This is a genomic window from Janthinobacterium sp. NFX145, assembly GCF_049810325.1.
Lineage (GTDB): Bacteria > Pseudomonadota > Gammaproteobacteria > Burkholderiales > Burkholderiaceae_D > Janthinobacterium > Janthinobacterium rivuli.
In genome coordinates this window covers 1,483,525-1,501,425 of record NZ_CP187360.1, presented here as the reverse complement: position 1 = coordinate 1,501,425, position 17,901 = coordinate 1,483,525, and the positions used below count along the sequence as shown (strand labels likewise).

Annotated in this window: 14 protein-coding genes; 10 read left to right on the top strand and 4 right to left on the bottom strand. The window is 62.0% G+C overall.

What is annotated here, in order from left to right; all coding sequences use genetic code 11:
* The first annotated feature begins 112 nt into the window (after positions 1 to 112).
* The 4 genes from ACPJXG_RS06740 (at position 113) to ACPJXG_RS06725 (ending at position 5,568) form a co-directional block, all read left to right on the top strand.
* On the top strand, positions 113 to 2,779 hold the full coding sequence (locus tag ACPJXG_RS06740; protein WP_425253760.1) for a TonB-dependent receptor: 2,667 nt from the start codon (positions 113 to 115) through the stop codon (positions 2,777 to 2,779).
* Between the two features lie 168 nt (positions 2,780 to 2,947).
* On the top strand, positions 2,948 to 3,232 hold the full coding sequence (locus ACPJXG_RS06735; protein ID WP_158301275.1) for a hypothetical protein: 285 nt from the start codon (positions 2,948 to 2,950) through the stop codon (positions 3,230 to 3,232).
* A 44-nt stretch (positions 3,233 to 3,276) separates the two neighbouring features.
* Positions 3,277 to 4,164 (top strand): MurR/RpiR family transcriptional regulator, encoded by an 888-nt coding sequence (locus ACPJXG_RS06730; RefSeq protein ID WP_233516223.1) that lies wholly within the window; start codon positions 3,277 to 3,279, stop codon positions 4,162 to 4,164.
* 81 nt (positions 4,165 to 4,245) lie between these two features.
* Positions 4,246 to 5,568 (top strand): aspartate aminotransferase family protein, encoded by a 1,323-nt coding sequence (locus tag ACPJXG_RS06725; RefSeq protein ID WP_099403620.1) that lies wholly within the window; start codon positions 4,246 to 4,248, stop codon positions 5,566 to 5,568.
* Here ACPJXG_RS06725 and ACPJXG_RS06720 read toward each other — a convergent pair.
* A complete protein-coding gene (locus ACPJXG_RS06720) occupies positions 5,565 to 5,828 on the bottom strand; it encodes a PAAR domain-containing protein (protein WP_099403619.1) in 264 nt (87 codons plus the stop codon). The genes ACPJXG_RS06725 and ACPJXG_RS06720 overlap by 4 nt on opposite strands.
* Positions 5,829 to 6,138: 310 nt before the next feature.
* On the opposite strand from ACPJXG_RS06720, the gene ACPJXG_RS06715 reads away from it, so the two are divergent.
* The 4 genes from ACPJXG_RS06715 (at position 6,139) to ACPJXG_RS06700 (ending at position 13,087) form a co-directional block, all read left to right on the top strand.
* Positions 6,139 to 8,358, top strand: a complete 2,220-nt coding sequence (locus tag ACPJXG_RS06715) for a protein kinase domain-containing protein (RefSeq protein ID WP_425253759.1) — start codon at positions 6,139 to 6,141, stop codon at positions 8,356 to 8,358.
* Positions 8,355 to 8,912 (top strand): hypothetical protein, encoded by a 558-nt coding sequence (locus ACPJXG_RS06710; RefSeq protein WP_152598755.1) that lies wholly within the window; start codon positions 8,355 to 8,357, stop codon positions 8,910 to 8,912. The genes ACPJXG_RS06715 and ACPJXG_RS06710 overlap by 4 nt, the downstream gene beginning before the upstream one ends.
* Positions 8,913 to 9,359: 447 nt before the next feature.
* A complete protein-coding gene (mutS, locus tag ACPJXG_RS06705) occupies positions 9,360 to 12,053 on the top strand; it encodes a DNA mismatch repair protein MutS (protein WP_425253758.1) in 2,694 nt (897 codons plus the stop codon).
* Complete coding sequence (locus tag ACPJXG_RS06700) at positions 12,050 to 13,087, top strand: hypothetical protein (protein ID WP_425253757.1); 1,038 nt, start codon at positions 12,050 to 12,052, stop codon at positions 13,085 to 13,087. Before mutS ends, ACPJXG_RS06700 begins: the two co-directional genes overlap by 4 nt.
* Positions 13,088 to 13,141: 54 nt before the next feature.
* On the opposite strand, the gene ACPJXG_RS06695 is transcribed toward ACPJXG_RS06700, so the two are convergent.
* Complete coding sequence (locus tag ACPJXG_RS06695) at positions 13,142 to 13,693, bottom strand: FKBP-type peptidyl-prolyl cis-trans isomerase (RefSeq protein ID WP_099666953.1); 552 nt, start codon at positions 13,691 to 13,693, stop codon at positions 13,142 to 13,144.
* 93 nt (positions 13,694 to 13,786) lie between these two features.
* On the opposite strand from ACPJXG_RS06695, the gene ACPJXG_RS06690 reads away from it, so the two are divergent.
* Both ACPJXG_RS06690 and ACPJXG_RS06685 read left to right on the top strand, forming a co-directional pair.
* Complete coding sequence (locus ACPJXG_RS06690; protein ID WP_035821152.1) at positions 13,787 to 14,908, top strand: cupin domain-containing protein; 1,122 nt, start codon at positions 13,787 to 13,789, stop codon at positions 14,906 to 14,908.
* 354 nt (positions 14,909 to 15,262) lie between these two features.
* Entirely contained in the window at positions 15,263 to 15,517 is a 255-nt protein-coding gene (locus ACPJXG_RS06685; RefSeq protein WP_034783358.1) for a hypothetical protein, read from the top strand.
* Between the two features lie 172 nt (positions 15,518 to 15,689).
* On the opposite strand, the gene bamC is transcribed toward ACPJXG_RS06685, so the two are convergent.
* Both bamC and dapA read right to left on the bottom strand, forming a co-directional pair.
* Positions 15,690 to 16,883: an outer membrane protein assembly factor BamC gene (gene bamC, locus ACPJXG_RS06680; RefSeq protein ID WP_425253756.1), complete on the bottom strand. Its 1,194-nt coding sequence runs from the start codon at positions 16,881 to 16,883 to the stop codon at positions 15,690 to 15,692.
* 80 nt (positions 16,884 to 16,963) lie between these two features.
* Entirely contained in the window at positions 16,964 to 17,842 is an 879-nt protein-coding gene (gene dapA, locus ACPJXG_RS06675; RefSeq protein ID WP_035821156.1) for a 4-hydroxy-tetrahydrodipicolinate synthase, read from the bottom strand.
* Positions 17,843 to 17,901 lie beyond the last annotated feature (59 nt).

Sequence of the window (17,901 nt, the reverse complement as noted above, 5' to 3'; positions counted from 1 at the left end):
AGTCATTTGTGGGGCAAAGTCATTCCCACCTACCATGTTTCTGAGCAGGTTCCAGCTCTGGCGGCGACTGCCGCAGCGTTCTCAACATAACTAAAATACAGGTGGAGACAAGATGAAGCAATTGATGGCAACGGGCACCCGCACGTCCGCACAAAACACGCGCTTGGCCTTGAAGGCAACGGTGGCCGCGCTGGCCAGCGCCGGCTTGCTGAGCAGCGCTTCCGTCTGGGCGCAACAGGCGCCCGCCGTGGACACACCGGTGGAAGAAACGGCACCGGCAGCAGCACCGGCGGCAGCCGACAATGGCGGCATCGCCGTCGTCGCCGTCACGGGCGTGCGCAGAGCCGCACAGAGCGCGCAGACGATCAAGAAAAACAACGACCAGGTGGTCGACTCCATCGTCGCCGATGAAATCGGCAAATTCCCCGACAAGAACGTGGCCGAAATCCTCGGCCGCGTGACGGGCGTGCAGATCCGCCGCGAGGGCGGCGAGGCGGGCACCGTCATCATCCGCGGCTTGCCCGGCGTGGTGACCCTGCTCAACGGCCGGGAAATGTTCACCTCCGTGGGCCGCAGCCTGTACCTGGCCGACATTCCGACAGCCATGCTGCAGCGCGTGGACGTGTACAAATCGCAGGGCGCCGACATGGTCGAAGGCGGCACGGCCGGCGTGATCGACGTGCGCACCAACCGACCGTTCGACTTCAAGGGCTTTACGGCATCGGGCAACGTGCGCGCCGAGCACCGCGACAAGTCCGGCTCGACGGACCCGAACGTCGGCGGCATGGTCTCGAACCGCTGGAAGACCCAATACGGCGAATTCGGCGCCCTGCTCGGCCTGTCCTACCAGCGCGGCAGATACTATGACGAGACGATCTGGAACGCCGAACCCGTCAAGCGCCCCGAAGCGGGCAACATCACGGGCCCCGATTCCGTCGGCATGATCCCCACCGTGGGCGACCGCAAGCGCTACGCGGCCAATGCCGCCTTCCAGTGGCGCCCGAACTCGCAGGTGGAAGTGTATGCGGAAGGCATGTCGACCCTGATCAAGCACGCGTTCGACAGCCAGTTCTTCGTCGGTTCGCTGCCCTGGGGCCAGAACCCGGACATCACCCTGATCCCCGGCACCAATCAGGCGGCCACGGTGGGCAAGATCGACGGCCCATGGTCGCCGTTCACGCTGGGCTCGACCCAGGCGCGGCGCGACCGCTCGATCGGTTCGCAAGGCGCCATCGGCGCGCGCTGGGACATTACGCCGCAGCTGCGCGCCACGACGGAACTGGCGCGCACGGTCAGCAACTTCGAGCGCGAATTCCCCATCCTCGACTTCCTCGCCCATCCGACCAGCGTGATCGGCAGCACGAACGTCAACGGCGGCGCGCAGATCAGCTACCCCGGCTACAACATGACGGACCCGAAGAACTACACCTTGCTCGGTTTCTACGACAATCACAACCACGACGAAGGCAGCTCGACCGACTGGCGCGGCGACGTTACCTACGACATGGACAGCACGGGCTTCTTCCGCGAATTCTCGGGCGGCGTGCGCCTGGCCAAGCGCAAGGCCGAATCGATCCGCGAAAAAAATGGCCAGGGCGGGCTGACGTCGATCATGACTGCGGACGCGATTCCCGGCCTGGCCTGCACCTCGCACGACAACACGGGCAACTTCGGCCTGCAAAGCTGGCTCACGCCGTGCCGCGACTTCATGCTCAACAACACGGCCGCGCTGCGCCAGCTGTTTACGGGCAGCAGCGAACGCAGTCCCGACGATCCGATGACCCACTTCAAGGATGTGGAAAAAACCAATGCCGTCTACGGCAAGGCACGCATCGGCTTTGACCTGGCGCAAGTGCCGGTCGATGGCACCCTGGGTGTGCGCGTGGTGCAGACCAAGCAGGACTTGCAGGGCAATTCCGCGCAAAACGGCATCATCACGCCCGTGCGCGTAAAAACCTCGGATACGGACGTGCTGCCCAGCATGACCCTGAAAGCCATGCTGCGCCAGGACCTGGTCGCCCGCCTGACGGCCGGCAAGGCCGTGCAGCGCCCGAACTTCGCCGATTTCAACCCCGGCGTGAGCCTGGGCCAGAGCCTGGAAATGGTGCGCCCGACGGGCGGCGGCGGCAATCCCGACCTCAAACCCGTGGAAGGCAAGAATCTCGACGTGGCGCTGGAATGGTATTTCGCGCAGACGGGCTCCGTCACGGCCACCGTGTTCCGCCACAACTTCAAGAATTACATCCTGTCCGGTTCGGCCAAGGAAACGTATGGCGGCATCGAGTACGACATCACGCGTCCGCGCAACACCTCGAAGGGCCATCTGCAAGGCGTGGAAATGGCTTATCAGCAGTTCTACGACAAGCTGCCCGGCTGGATGAGCGGCCTGGGCCTGCAGGCGAACGCCACCTACATGACGGGCGAGCTGGAAGAATTGAATGGCAGCGCGCATCCGTTCACGGGCATGTCGAAGTGGTCGGCCAACATCGTCGGCCTGTACGAACAGGGAGCGTGGTCGGCGCGCCTGGCCTACAGCTGGCGCGACAAGTACGTCGACGACTACAACTACCGCGGCAAGGGCATCCACCTGACCGTGGCGCCCACCAAAACTCTGGACGCGTCGGTGTCGTACAAGCTCAATCCGAACACCACGGTGACCCTGGACGCCAACAATCTGCTCGACTCGACCTACCGCGACTATCACGACACGCCGGACTATGTGCGCGACGTGCGGCGCTATGACAAGGTCGTCGGCGTATCGGTACGCTGGAGCTACTAACTCATATCCCCCCTTTCTTCCTGCGAGGGTTTTCAGCGCCAGCCGGCAACGGTTGGCGTTTTTTTGCCTTGTGGAATCTATCCGACACAGGAATTGATTTAACGCAAAGTGGCGGCTCCGGGGCGCTTTTATGCTGGCAGTCTGACCATCGAACCCGGCGGGGACAGCATGCGCGATGCACGGCACGTCGACACACAGCTATTTCAACCCGACATCCCGGTGCGGCTCGACATGCGCACGGCGGCGCTGGTCGAGCATGCGCTGGCCTTGCAGGAAATGGCCGGCACGGGCGCCGCCGCCCTGTTTTTGCATTGCCACGACGTGCCGCTGCCCACCGCCCTGCGCGTGCTGACGACGGGACCGCGCCGCCAGCCGGCCGGGCCGCACCTGTTTGCCCGCCTGCGTCCGCGCACGGCCGCCCTGGCGCAAGGCGCGCCGCTACCGGCGCGCTGACGAATCCTGTACCATCGCCGCAACCTATTCAATGAGGCACGGCGATGCAGGCAGCGACACCCCACGATTCCTATGCGGCACTGATGGACCTGATCAAGGCGCGCCATGCGGCACTGAGCCCGCAATTCCAGGCCGGCGCGCGCTACCTGGCCGACCACCCTGACGAAGTGGCCGTGTCGTCGATGCGCAGCATCGCCGCGCGCGCGCAAGTGCAATCGGCCGCCCTCGTGCGCCTGGCGCAGCAACTGGGCTTTGCCGGCTGGCCGGAACTCAAAGCCATCTTCGTCGAACGCCTGCGCGTCGGGCCGGCCGGGTATGCTGAAAAAGCCGGCGCGCTGGCTGGCAAGGAAGGCAATCTGGTCACCGAAGTCTTCACGGCGCAGCAGCGCAACCTGGCCGCCACGGAAAGCGCCAACCACGCCGCTCTGGATGCGGCCGCCGGCCTGCTGCAGGCGGCGCCCCGCGTGCACGTGGCCGGCTTTCGCGCCGCCCACCCGATCGCCTACACCCTGCACTATCTGTACCGCTTGCTGCGCCCCAGCGTGCAGCTGCTGAGCGGCCAGGGCGGCACGCTGGAAATGGATTTGCGCGCCCTGCAGGCGGACGAAGCCGTCGTCGTCATCAGTTTCGCGCCGTATTCCAGCGAAGCGCTGCTGGTGGCGCAGGCGGCGCGCCAGGCCGGCTGCCAGGTGGTCGCCATCAGCGACAGCGCCATGTCGCCGCTGGCCCTGCAGGCTGACGCCAGCATCGTCATCGCCGTCGACAGCCCGTCGTTCTTCCCCTCCATCGTGGCCGGCGTCGCGGCCGTGGAGAGCCTGGTGGAATTGCTGGTGGCGCGCGCGGGGCCGGACGGCGTACACGCCATCGGTGCGGCGGAAAGCCAGCTGCGGACGCTGGGCGCCTATGCAAAAACATCAAATGATGTAAATTAAAAACAAATACATCGAACGTTGCATTGCGGCGCGGCGCCTCCTATAATCGGCCATCTACCTTGCCGATAAGAAAGCGATGCCATGAGCCACGTCTTCCACCGCAGCCTGACCGCCAGCTATCCTGTCGCCACGGGCGGCGATGGCCCTTACCTGATCGATGCAGATGGCAAGCGCTACCTGGACGCCTGCGGCGGCGCGGCCGTCTCCTGCCTCGGCCATTCCGATGGGGCCGTGATTGCCGCCGTGCAGCGGCAGATCGCCAGCATGGCCTACGCGCACAGCGCGTTTTTTACCAGCGAGCCGATGGAGCAACTGGCCGATTTCCTCGTCGCCCGCGCGCCTGCCGGCATCGACAGCGTGTATTTCGTCTCGGGCGGTTCGGAAGCCGTGGAAAGCGCGCTCAAGATGGCGCGCCAGTACTTCGTCGAACGGGGCCAGCCGCAGCGCCGCCACGTCATCGCGCGCCGCCAGAGCTATCACGGCAACACCTTGGGCGCGCTGGCCACGGGCGGCAATGCCTGGCGCCGGCAGCAGTTCGAGCCGCTGCTCATTGGCGTGACCCATGTCTCTCCCTGCTACGCCTGGCGCGACCAGCCAGCCTATGAAACGGACGGCGACTACGTGGCGCGCCTGGGCCAGGAGCTGGAAGACCATATCGCCGCACTGGGCGCGGACAACGTCATGGCCTTCATCGCCGAACCCGTCGTCGGCGCCACGGCCGGCGCCCTGCCCGCCGTCGCCGGCTATTTTGCGCGCATGCGCGACGTCTGCCAGCGCCACGGCATCCTCTTGATCCTCGACGAAGTCATGTGCGGCATGGGGCGCACGGGCAGCCTGTTCGCCTGCGAGCAGGAAGGCGTCACGGCCGACCTGATCTGCATCGCCAAGGGCCTGGGCGCCGGCTACCAACCCATCGGCGCCGTGATGGTGTCCAGCAACATCCGCGACACCATCCGCGCTGGCACGGGCTTCTTCCAGCACGGCCACACGTATATCGGCCACGCCACGGCCTGCGCCGCCGCCCTGGCCGTGCAGCGGCAGATCGAGGAACGCGATTTGTTGGCCAACGTGCGCGCCATGGGCGGCTTGCTGCAAGAGCGGCTGCACCAGCGTTTCGACAGCCACGCGCACGTGGGCGACATCCGCGGCCGCGGCCTGTTCCTGGGCCTGGAACTGGTGCAGGACCGCGATACCAAGCAACCGTTCGACCCGGCACGCCGCCTGCACGCGCGCATCAAGGCGCACGCCATGCAAAACGGACTGATGTGCTACCCCATGGGTGGCACCATCGACGGCCTGCACGGCGACCACATCCTGCTGGCGCCGCCCTACATCATAGCCGCCAGCCACGTCGATGAGCTCGTCGGCAAGCTGGGCGCGGCCATCGACGCTTGCGTCGTCTAGCCCCGCCCGCTGTTGCCCACGGTGGACATAAGACTGGCGCCGCAGCTGGTCTTGTGACCGTCAAAGGCCACGGGCACGCCATCGATCAGCACCTGCGGATCGCCCTCGGCGATCACGCAGCGCACGTGACCCTTGATCGGGCACACGCAAGGGTCGCCCTTGCGCGCCACGGCCACGCCCAGCACCGTACTGTTCGGCGCCGCCCCCACCACCTTGCCGCCATGGTTGGTGGGGTCATTCAAACGGATCACGCCACGCATACTGCCTCCTGTTCCTGTCCAGCGCATACCGCGGCACCGGTCCATACGGTGCCGCTCCCATCTGCATTATCGGGCGCGACGACACAGTCGTCATTGCGTTCGAGCACATTGACGGCTTGCCCGCCGCCAAAATGGCAATCGCCTGCATTGGCAACTTTTGTTCACTCCTTGTCAATATTAATTGACTTATTCGAAACAATCGTTTTAAATCAGGAAGTTACTCAAAATCAATCATCTTGAGCATTCAAACATCGCATTACCCTTTTTCGATGCTGGACGCCCACGTTGATGCACTCTGAAGCCAAGGTATATGGAACTGCTCGACTCGCTGCGTCAGACCCCACCGCAAGACGATACGATCAGCGGGCACTATGAAGTGCGCCGCTTGCTGGGCGAAGGCGGTTTCGGCCATGTATTCGAAGCCTGGGATGCCAAGCTGTGCCGTAGCGTGGCGCTGAAACGGCTGAAACCGCAAGCCGACGTGCTGCATCCGGAAAAACTCATCAATGAAGCGCGCCTGGCCGCCTCGCTCAAGCATGCGGCCTTCGTGCGCATCTTTGCCATCGAAGGCCAGGGCACGAGCCAGTCCATCGTCATGGAACTGGTCGAAGGCCAAACCCTGGGCCAGTTCATGCACAGCGGCAAGGCTGACCTGCAAGCCGCGCTCGACATCGCCTACCAGATCGCCGACGCCATGGACGAGGCGCACGCCATGGATCTCGTGCACGGCGACCTGAAACCGTCGAACCTGATGCTGGAAGCGGATGGCAAGGTGCGCATCCTCGACTTCGGCCTGGCCCGTCACATCGACCCGCAAGCCACGCAAACGACCACCCTGTGCGACTTGCAGGGTACGATTGCCTACATGGCGCCCGAGCGCCTGATGGGCCGCCTGCCCGACACGCGCGGCGACGTGTATGCCTTGGGCGCCATGCTGTACGAAATGCTGGCCGGCCAGCGCCACTTCGCCCACCTGAACGGCCTGGCCCTGGCCGCCGCCCACATGCAGGCGACGGAAGCCTGGCCCGACCTGCCGGAAACCGTCCCGCCCACCATCAACGCCCTCGTGCGCGCGATGACGGCGCACGACCCGGCCGAACGGCCACGCACCATGCGCGACGTGCGCGAGGCGATCGGGGCGCAGCCGGCATCTTCAGCGCCGGCGGATATGCAAGCCGCTGAAGTAGAGCCAGCCAAGCCACCGGTGTCGATTGCCATCCGGTTACAGCTACCCGTAAAGCGCACCGTACTGCTTGCCAGCGCGCTTGTCGGACTGGCGCTGGCAGCATGGCAAGGGCCGAACATGTTGGACAAGCTACGGGAGCGGCAAGCAACGTTGGTCTTCTCCGAGATGGCTGCCATGAAAGCAGGCATGGATGCCCTGCGGACATTCGACCTTGACACCAGCCAAAAACTTCCCTTAGCGCAATTTACGGCCGTGCTGCAACATAATCCTAGCAATGCAGCCGCGGCAGCAGGCCTGTCTCTGGCATCAAGCCTACGCTATATTGGCGAGGGCCGTGACGACACCTGGCTACAACGCGCCAATGTCAGCGCAAAACAAGCGCTGGCAACAGATGACCAATTGGCGCTTGCCCATGTCGCGCAGAGCTGGGCTTATGAATTCCAGGGAAAAAAGGAGGAGGCGCTGCGCGAGGCAAGCATTGCGCTGAATCTGGAACCGAAAAATTTTCTGGCCATGTATGGCAAAGCCAGGCTATACATTGTCGACCACAAGTTCGAACTGGCGAAGTCCGTCTTAGACCAAGCCATGACTGTCTATCCACAGGAACACGTGCTCGTCTCCCTCCTCGGATACATGTATTACAAGAAAGATGACTACATCAGTGCGGAGCAAGCATTCCGCAAAAGCATACGTATGCGCCCTCAGTCACCCATTACTTATGCGTATTTGAACGCTGCCCTGTTGCGACAGAATCGTAGTGACGAGGCTCTGCAAGTCTTGCAGCAGGGATTACAGATCAGCCCCCATTGGGAGCTGTACACCAATTTGGGCACATCCCTCTTTGCCAAGGGTGATTACTTGGGTGCAGTCAAGGCATTTGAAAACGCTGTCTCCGAGAAAAAAGGCGGCCCGGGTATCTATTTACTGTGGGCAAACCTAGCCGACGCGCAGCGCTGGGTACCAAGTCAGGTTCAGGCTTCAAAACAATCGTATCAACGAGCCATTGCCCTGTTGCAACCGTTACTCGACCGCATGCCCAACGATACCACCATCAATTCGCGCATGGCACTCTACCAAGCCTATGCGCAGCAAAAGAAGCAGGCACTTAGCAGGGTCATGCATGCTCTCAGCTTGGGGCCGCAAGTAGCGGATGTGCAGTTTCGCGCCGCCCTCACTCACGAGCTCATCGGAAACCGCAGCGAAGCCCTTGATGCGTTATTTAAAGCCAGCAAGCTTGGCTACCCCCTCAATCTGATCGAGTCCACACCTGATCTATTGAACCTGCGGCGCGACGGCCGCTACCAACAATTTCTCATCAACCTGGAAAGAGACAGTAAAAAATGACGCCTGTAAGCCCTTGGATGAAGTTATCCGTGCATTTTGATGCAGATCAAATTACCAACCAGCTTGATTACAGTTTCACCTCGTGCGACGGCACGGCCGATCCGCGCCACGGCCCCTACATGGGTGGCGTACACTTCCAGAAGGGCCAACATGTATATCTCGACATTACTTGCTGCGGCTCCAAGGACAGTGGCTTCACCTCATTCCAGATCGTCGACTGTTGCATCATCAGCGTACCGCAACTGACGCAGATTGGTCCGAAAGTACCAACAATTTACTCACCGCCATCACCATTTTTACAAGCAGTGGGTGCCACCTATCAGCTGCCGCTGGACTTCGAAATCCAACAACTACTGGGTGAACCAGAACCGCCGGCATTGCACCGCATCCGCCAGGAATGGAAGCACAATTTGGACGTGGGCTATGCAAGCGGCCGCTGGGAATTGTCGTTCGTCATGACCGTACGCATCATGCGCGGCGAAGACGTCCAGCCAGAACTGCGCGTTTTCTCCTTCGACCCGGAAAGCTCGGTGGGCGGCAGCAGCAGCTGGTAATCTCCGCAGGCATCCCGGTGTGGCAGGACAGCACCGCAATCAGACTGCGGCCGGGATGCTTATATGACGTCTATTTGATGCGCGTACGGACGGTGTGATCGATTCACCCACAGATTTTCCATCACGGCGTCGCCTACACCTGCTGCTGCCGACATACCGGCGACCTGTATCCGAAGCACAACCCTCGTTGAAGCATAGGCCCTTGCACTAGTTCGCTGGCATCGGCCGAGACAATTCATCGCGCCTGGCCCGTCAACGAAATCGCCACCATGGCGCGATTGGCTTTTTCACATCCGCACGCAATACGCCGCCCCGCCCGCCGAAAGCGGTAAAATGACGGCCTTGAACCCAAGCTCCGCCCCCTGGCGCGGCCTTGACTGCACACAGCACCACACACAGCCCGGCAGGCACGCATTTCCCTGCCGCCGGACCAACGACAAAGAACACATGACCACCGTCCCAAAAGAAATCAACGCCGCCGCGGCAAAGAAAAATTCGGCTGAAAAGCTTACGCCAATGATGCAGCAATATTTAGGCATCAAGGAAAACCACCCGACGATGTTGGTCTTCTATCGCATGGGCGATTTCTACGAGCTGTTTTTCGAGGACGCGGAGAAAGCGTCGCGCCTGCTGGGCATTACCCTGACGGCGCGCGGCGTGGCCAGTGGCAATCCCATCAAGATGTGCGGCGTGCCGTTTCATTCGCTCGACGGCTATCTGGCCAAGCTGGTCAAGCTGGGGGAATCGGTGGCCATTTGCGAACAGATCGGCGACCCGGCCACCAGCAAGGGTCCCGTCGAGCGCAAGGTCATGCGCGTCGTCACGCCCGGCACCCTGACGGATGCGGACTTGCTGCCAGAGAAGGCTGAGCGCCCGCTGCTGGCCATGTGCAGCATCACGCAGCGCAAAACGGTCACCACGGGCCTGGCCTGGCTGTCGCTGGCCAGCGGCGCCTTGAAGCTGATGGAGTTTTCCGGCGACAGCAGCACCGTGGCCGTGCGCCTGCAGCAGGAGCTCGAGCGCATCGTGCCGGCTGAAATCTTGAGCGGCGACAATGGCAACCTGTTCGACGACTACGCGGGCACGCACATCAACCGCGTGCCGGACTGGCATTTCGACGTGGTCGGCGGCCACAAGGCCCTGCTGGATCAATTGGGCGTGGCGACCTTGACGGGCTTTGGCGCCGATGGCCTCGGCGCCGCGTTCGGCGCGGCCGGCGCGCTGCTGCGCTATGCGCAATCGACGCAGGGCCGCGGCTTGCAGCATGTGCGCTCCCTGACGACAGAAACGGAAAGCGAATTCATCGGCCTGGACGCGGCCACGCGGCGCAACCTGGAGCTGACGGAAACCATCCGCGGCCAGGAATCGCCGACTTTATTTTCCCTGCTGGATCATTGCCGCACGGCCATGGGTTCGCGCATGCTGCGCCACTGGCTGCACCATGCGCGGCGCGACCAGAACGTGGCGCGCGCGCGTCATAAAGCCATCGCCGCGCTGGCGCAAAGCGAAGCGGCCGGTCCGCTCGCCGCCACCCTGGCGCAAGTGCCCGATATCGAACGCATCACCACGCGCATCGCGCTGCTGTCGGCGCGTCCGCGCGACCTGGCCGCCCTGCGTGACGGCCTGCTGCAACTGCCGGCCCTGCGCGGCGACGTCGTGCGCTGCTACGGACCTGGCCAGGGCGGCGAAACCGGTTTGCTGGCCGCCATCCACGCGGCCCTGGCCACGCCAACGGCCTGCCTGGAATTGCTGGTGCGCGCCGTGGCGCAGGAACCGGCCGCGATGGTGCGCGACGGCGGCGTGTTTGCCACCGGCTTCGATGCGGAACTCGATGAATTGCGCGCACTGTCGGAAAACGCGGGCCAGTTCCTGCTCGACCTGGAAACACGCGAACGGGCACGCACGGGCATCGCCAACCTGCGCGTCGAATACAACAAGGTGCACGGCTTCTATATTGAAGTCACGCACGGCCAGACGGACAAGGTGCCGGACGACTACCGCCGCCGCCAGACCCTGAAAAACGCCGAGCGCTACATCACGCCGGAATTGAAGGTGTTCGAAGACAAGGCCCTGTCGGCGCAGGACAAGGCACTGGTGCGCGAAAAGATGCTGTACGACCTGCTGCTGGCCGACTTGGCGCCGCACATCGGCACCTTGCAGACGATTTCGCAGGGCCTGGCCCAGCTTGACACCCTGAATGCGCTGACGGAACACGCGCAGCAGCATAACTGGGCCGCGCCGCAACTGGTCGACGAGCCTTGCATCAACATCGTCGAAGGCCGCCACCCCGTGGTGGAAAAACAGATCGAACGCTTCATCGCCAACGATTGCCGCTTCGTCAACGAGCGCCGGCTGCTGTTGATCACCGGTCCGAACATGGGCGGTAAATCGACTTTCATGCGCCAGGTGGCACTCATTACGCTGCTGGCCTACGTGGGCAGCTACGTGCCGGCCGCGTCCGCCACCATCGGCCCCATCGACCGCATCTTCACGCGCATCGGCGCCACCGACGACCTGGCGGGCGGACGCTCGACCTTCATGGTGGAAATGACGGAGTCGGCGGCGATTTTGAACGGCGCCACCGAGCACTCGCTGGTGCTGATGGATGAAGTGGGCCGCGGCACCTCGACCTTCGACGGCCTGGCCCTGGCCTGGGCCATCGCGCGCCATCTGATCGATACCAGCCGCAGCTTCACCCTGTTCGCCACGCATTACTTTGAGCTGACGCAACTGCCGGACAGCCATCCGAGCGCCGCCAACGTGCATCTGTCGGCAGTCGAGCACAAGGACAGCATCGTCTTCCTGCACGCCGTGCAAGCGGGCCCCGCCTCGCAAAGCTATGGTTTGCAGGTGGCGCAACTGGCTGGCGTGCCGCAGCCGGTGATCAAGGCCGCGCGCAAGCACCTGGCGCGCCTGGAAGCGCAGGCGCTCGACGCCACGCCGCAACGCGACCTGTTCGCCGCGCCGGCAACCGATCCATATGCGCAAGAGGAAGAAGAGGAAGCGGCGGCGCCGCTGGCCGCGCTGAACGCGGCGCAACAATCCTTGCTCGACGCCATCGCCGACCTCGATCCCGATGCGCTGACGCCGCGCGATGCGCTGGAGCAGTTGTACCAGTTGAAACGGCTGGCCGCCGCATGACCTGCCGGCGCAGCGCGATACGCCTGCTGGCCGCCGGCTTGTTGGCTGCCAGCCTGCCGTGGCAAGCGGCGTTGGCCGCCCAAAGCGATCAGGCCGGCTTCGAGTTTGCCGTGCTGGGCCATTCCTTCAACGCGGGGCCGGACGATGGTCCCCTGAAAAAAGCCATCGCCGACACCAGCGCCTTCAATGCCTCGTTCGTCGTGGCCACCGGCATCAAGGCCGCCAGCGAATCGTGCAGCGACAAACTGTATGGCCAGCGCAAGGATTTGCTGGACGCCAGCGGCCCGCCGCTGATCGTCTCGCTGTCGGCCAGCGACTGGGCCAACTGCCGCAATTCGCGCGGCAGGGTCAACGCCATCGAACGCCTGAACCGCCTGCGCGATGTGTATTTTGCCGACGACCAGAGCCTGGGCCAGCGCAAGCTGACCCTGTCACGGCTGTCATCGACGGCGAAGTTCCGCAGCTATGCGGAAAACGCCCACTGGGAATACGGCGGCGTGCTGTTTGCCACCGTCAACCTGCCCGCGAATAACAACCATTTCTTGCCGGAAGCGGGACGCAACAGCGAATTCGAAGACCGCCTGGTCGCCAACCGTTCCTGGCTGCAGCGCCTGTTCGCCATGGCGCAACGCAAGCAGCTCGACGGCATCGTGCTGTTTTCCGATGGCGACGTGGGCGCGCTCGATGAAGACGACAATTCGTTGCTGCCCAGCTTCAGCTCGAAACAGGATGGCTTTGCCGGACCGCGCAAGCAGATCCGCACCCTGGCGAAAAAATTCAGCGGCAAGGTGTTATTGGTCGATACGCAGCGCGATGGCGACGCGGATGGCAAGGAAGGCAAAAGTAAAAAGGCCGCAGCCAAGGCCGGCGGGCCGAAGATCAGCTGGAAAGGCAACCTGGGCCACGTCAGCATCAACAACGACTGGTCCGCCATCGCCGTACGGCCCGGCAAGACGCCATTCTTTGAGGTGCGTCAACGCGCCACCCGCCCGTCTGCGCAGGCGCGCGCCAAGGCGTCGACGCTGCGCCGCTAATAACAGCGGCACAAACGAACAGGCCGGCATATAGCCGGCCTGGAACAAGCGGTATTAATGAATCGGATGCGTACGGAAGTGGTCGCCCTCTTCGCCTTCGCCTTCATCATCTTCATCGCCATGGTCATGGCCGTGTGCGCCATGCACGTGGCCATGGGCGATTTCTTCTTCGGTGGCTTCGCGCACGTCAGCGACGGTCAGCGAGAAGCGCAGCGCGATGCCGGCCAGAGGATGGTTACCATCCAGCACGACCTTGTCGTCGGCGATGTCGGTGACCGTGAAGATCATCGCTTCTTCGTCCGGCGAATCGCTTTCCGGCATGCCTTCGAACTGCATGCCCACTTCCAGCGGCTCAGGCAGGCGATTGCGTGGCTCGACCTTCACCAGGGCTGGATCGTATTCACCGAAAGCATCATCCGGTTCGATCTGGATCGTGTTGGAATAGCCAACTTCCTTGCCGTCGAGCTCTTCTTCGATCTTTGGCAGGGTGTTTTCATAATCACCGTGCAGGTAGACCATCGGCTGGCGGCCGTCTTCGATCAGATTGTCTTGCGCGTCTGACAGTTTGTAGTTGACAGTCACGACCGTATTTTTGGCAATCTTCATTATGCTTCCTTTCATTGTATAAGCTGGCAAATTATACCTTCACGCCGCCAACGGCAGGCGCATTCCTGCATTTCCGGTTGTTATAATGGGCGCATGAAAACATTAACTCTCCTCGGCGATATCACGCCGGCGCAATTCCTGCGCGACTACTGGCATAAAAAGCCCCTGTTGATCCGTCAAGCCGTGCCTGGCTTCAAGGCGCTGTTCGACTTCAAGGCCCTGGCCGAGCTGGCTACCCTCGACCACGTCGAATCGCGCCTGGTCAGCCATGCGGATGGCCACTGGAACATGCAGCAAGGTCCACTGACCAGCCTGCCCTCGCTGAAACAGAAGGAATGGACCCTGCTGGTGCAGGGCGCCAACCTGCACAGCGCCAAGGCCGACGCCCTGCTGCGCCAGTTCCGTTTCCTGCCGGACGCGCGCCTGGACGACCTGATGGTCAGCTTCGCCACCGATGGCGGCGGCGTGGGTCCGCATTTCGATTCCTATGACGTGTTCCTGCTGCAAGGCCAGGGCAAGCGCCACTGGCGCATCGGCGCGCAGAAAGACCTGAGCCTGATCGACGGCTTGCCGCTGAAAATCCTCAGCAACTTCACGCCCGACGAAGAATTCACGCTGGAACCGGGCGACATGCTGTATTTGCCGCCCCACTACGCGCACGACGGCGTGGCCATCGGCGATTGCCAGACGTATTCGATCGGCTTCCGCTCGCCGACGTTCCAGGAACTGGGCGAAGCTTTCCTGCAATTCATGGCCGACTCGATCGACTTGCCGGGTATCTATAGCGATCCGGACCTGAAAGCGTCGGGCAAACCGGCGGAAATCCCCCGTGAAATGCTCAGCACCATCGCGGAAGAAATGAACAAGGTGCGCTTCACGGAAGAAGATGTGACCATTTTCCTCGGCGAACACCTGTCGGAACCCAAGCACAATGTGTTTTTCACGCCGCTGTCCAAGCCGCTGACGGTGGGCCGCTTCGCGGACGCCGCACAGAAAAAGGGTGTCGTGTTGTCGCGCAAGACGCTGATGCTGTATCGTGGCAAGAATGTCTTCATCAATGGCGAATCGTTTGCCATTGGCAAGGCCGATAAAACGGCCCTGGAAACCCTGGCCAACGAACGCGCCCTCGATGGCGCCGCCGTGGCCCAGGCTTCCGATGACGTGATGGATGCCTTATATACGTGGTATCAGGATGGCTGGATCGAACTGGCTTGAATGGGTGCGGTGTAGCAAAAGTGGTATTACAGCAGGTGGAATATCAGCATCTGAGCTAGCGCAATAAAACATATTATTTTTATATCGTTTTGTCGCGCTTTCGCAAATCGCTTACACTTGCTTGCAATTTGCTTCGGCAAATATTGCGATATCACAAAATAGTTGCGAATTTGCCTCTTGCTCCTATTGCGACGCACCAAAAATCGCTATAATATTCGGTTAGGAAGTTTCCGTTGTCTGGCAGGCACCACCTGGTACGAAAAGCCTTCGAAGACGACCTAACGAGCGATAATTACCGGTAATTATTCATCGCAACAATATTGATTTATTTTTTGAAATAATTAAGGAAAACAAATGAAAAAATCCCTGCTGATCGCCTCCCTGATGGTTGTTGCTCTGGCTGCTTGCAGCAAAAAAGAAGAAGCTCCTGCACCAGCACCAGTAGTTGAAACCCCAGCACCAGCACCAGCAGTTGAAGCTGCTCCAGCTGCTGCTGCTGACGCTGCTGCTTCGGCCGCTACCGACGCTGCTGCTGCTGCTTCGGCTGCCGCTTCGGCCGCTACCGACGCTGCTTCGGCTGCTTCGGCTGCTGCATCGGCTGCTAAGTAATTTAGCACCCTGCACTAGGAAAAGCCGACCCTCGGGTCGGCTTTTTTGCGTCTGGCGTTTTGTCCGCAGGATATGACGCCGGACGCAGGCAATTAAAAAGGCTGACCCGGTTTGCACCGAGCCAGCCTTTTTAATGCGCGGCAGGTTTTCAAACCTGCCGCTGTCACACCACTTATTTCAACTGGTCGTTCAGCAGACCCAGGATCTTCTCGGCCACTGGCGAGACGTCCGGCTGGCCTTCGTTGCTGAGGATGCTGACCAGGCTGGTCGAGCCATTGCCGGCCTTGACGAGGACGCGGTAGCGCTGCGCTTCCTTGTCCTTGTCGGAGGACGAGCCCCAGCTGAACAGTTTCGAGAAGAAACCATCTTTCTTGACCGCGTCCGGATCGACGTAACGCACGAAATACGTGCCTTGCGCGCGGTCGCGGTCTTCCACGGTGAAGCCAACGCGGTCCAGCGCCAGGCCGACACGGCGCCAGGCGCGGTCGAAACCTTCATCGACTTCGATGGCGCGCGCCGGCGTGGCGGCGTCGCCCACCAGCTTGGCGTGCAGCGGCTGCACGATGGCGCCGTCGACGGCTGTCTTCGCTTGCGCTTCGTCGCTGGCCGCGCCCAGGCGCGTCATCAGCTTGGCCAGGAATTGCGCTTCCAGGCCCGGATCGTTGGGACGCGCGGTCCAGGTGGTGGTTTCCTTGTCGCGGCCCGTGACAACCTCTTCCACGCCGCGGTGGCTGATGTAGATCTCGGTCGAGCCATCGGCCAGGCGTTCCACGCGGGTGCGGAACTTGTCTTTTTCACCGGTCGAGTACATCGAATCGAAAGCCTTGCCGATGGTGTTGCGGATAAAGTCTTGCGGCAGCTTGGCGCGGTTTTCGTTCCACTCGGTTTCCATGATGCCAGCCGTTGGCTGGTCGATGGCGACGGTAAAGCCGGAATCTTCCCAGAATTGCTTGAGCTGCGGCCACAGCACTTCAGGCGACTGCTTGACGACCAGCCAACGCTGGTTGCCCGCGCGCTCGACCTTCACGCCGCCGGCCGTGACGGGCACGACACCGACCACGCCGTCGGCACCCATGATGACGGGCGTGCCGGCCGTGGCGTTGCGCTGCGCGTTGTAGCCGGAAGCCGTGGCCACGCCGTTTTTCGAATCTGGCAAGGAGTAACGGTTGTCCTGCTGCAATTGCGTCAGGTCAGGCGGCACGTCCAGGGTGCTGGCTTTCTTGACCGATTTGTAATCGACCTTGTCGCCGCCGACTACCGAACTGATCATGCCACAGCCCGCGAGGCTGGCTGCGACGGCGCCGATGACGATGCCGCGGACGGCGATGGTGGCAGGCGCCGATGGGGTTTTCTTGCAATTAGTCATGTCGTAACTGGATAAGAAGCTAAGTAGCAGCTGGAATCAGGGAAGGTCCGGACTGGTCAAGTCCGGGCTTGAAGTTCGGCTTAAGACAGGATGCCCGCATCGCGCAAGGCATCGCGCACGGTGGCATGGCAATTTTCAGCCAGCGGCACCAGCGGCAAGCGTATGCCGGCTGGCATCAGGCCCATTTCGGCCAGCGCCCATTTGACGGGCACCGGGTTGGGCTCGACAAACAATTTCTGGTGCAGGGGGAAAACTTTGTTATTGATGGCGATCGCCGTGGCGCGCTCGCCCGCCATCGCTGCGACGCACAGTTCGTGCATGGCGCGCGGCGCGACGTTGGCCGTCACGGAAATGTTGCCGTGGCCGCCGCAGAACATCAGCGCCATGGCCGTCGGATCATCGCCCGAGTACACGGCGAAGTCCGCTGGAACCAAACGCAGCAGGTCGATGCCGCGGCCGATATTGCCGGTCGCATCTTTCACGCCAACGATATTCGGGATGGCGGACAGGCGCACGATGGTTTCGTTGCTCATGTCGGCAACCGTGCGGCCCGGCACGTTGTACAGGATGACGGGGATGTCGACGGCTTCGGCGATGGCCTTGAAGTGCTGGTACATGCCTTCCTGGGTAGGACGGTTGTAGTACGGCACCACTTGCAAGACAGCATCGGCGCCCGCTTCTTTCGCATAGCGCGTCAGTTTGATGGCCTCGGCCGTGGAGTTGCCACCGGCGCCGGCGATGATAGGAATGCGTCCCTTGGCATGTTCGACGGTCAACTTGATCAGTTCGCAGTGTTCTTCCACGCTGACTGTTGCCGATTCGCCCGTCGTGCCAACGATGACGATGCTGTCCGTACCCTCGGCGATATGCCAGTCGATCAGCTTGCGCAGACCTGGAAAGTCCAGACTGCCGTCAGCGTGCATCGGGGTGACGATTGCTACAATGCTGCCCTTGATCATAGTAAGTTTATAGCGCCGATAAATAAAACAACGATTGTAGCGGATAGCCCGCGCCTGTG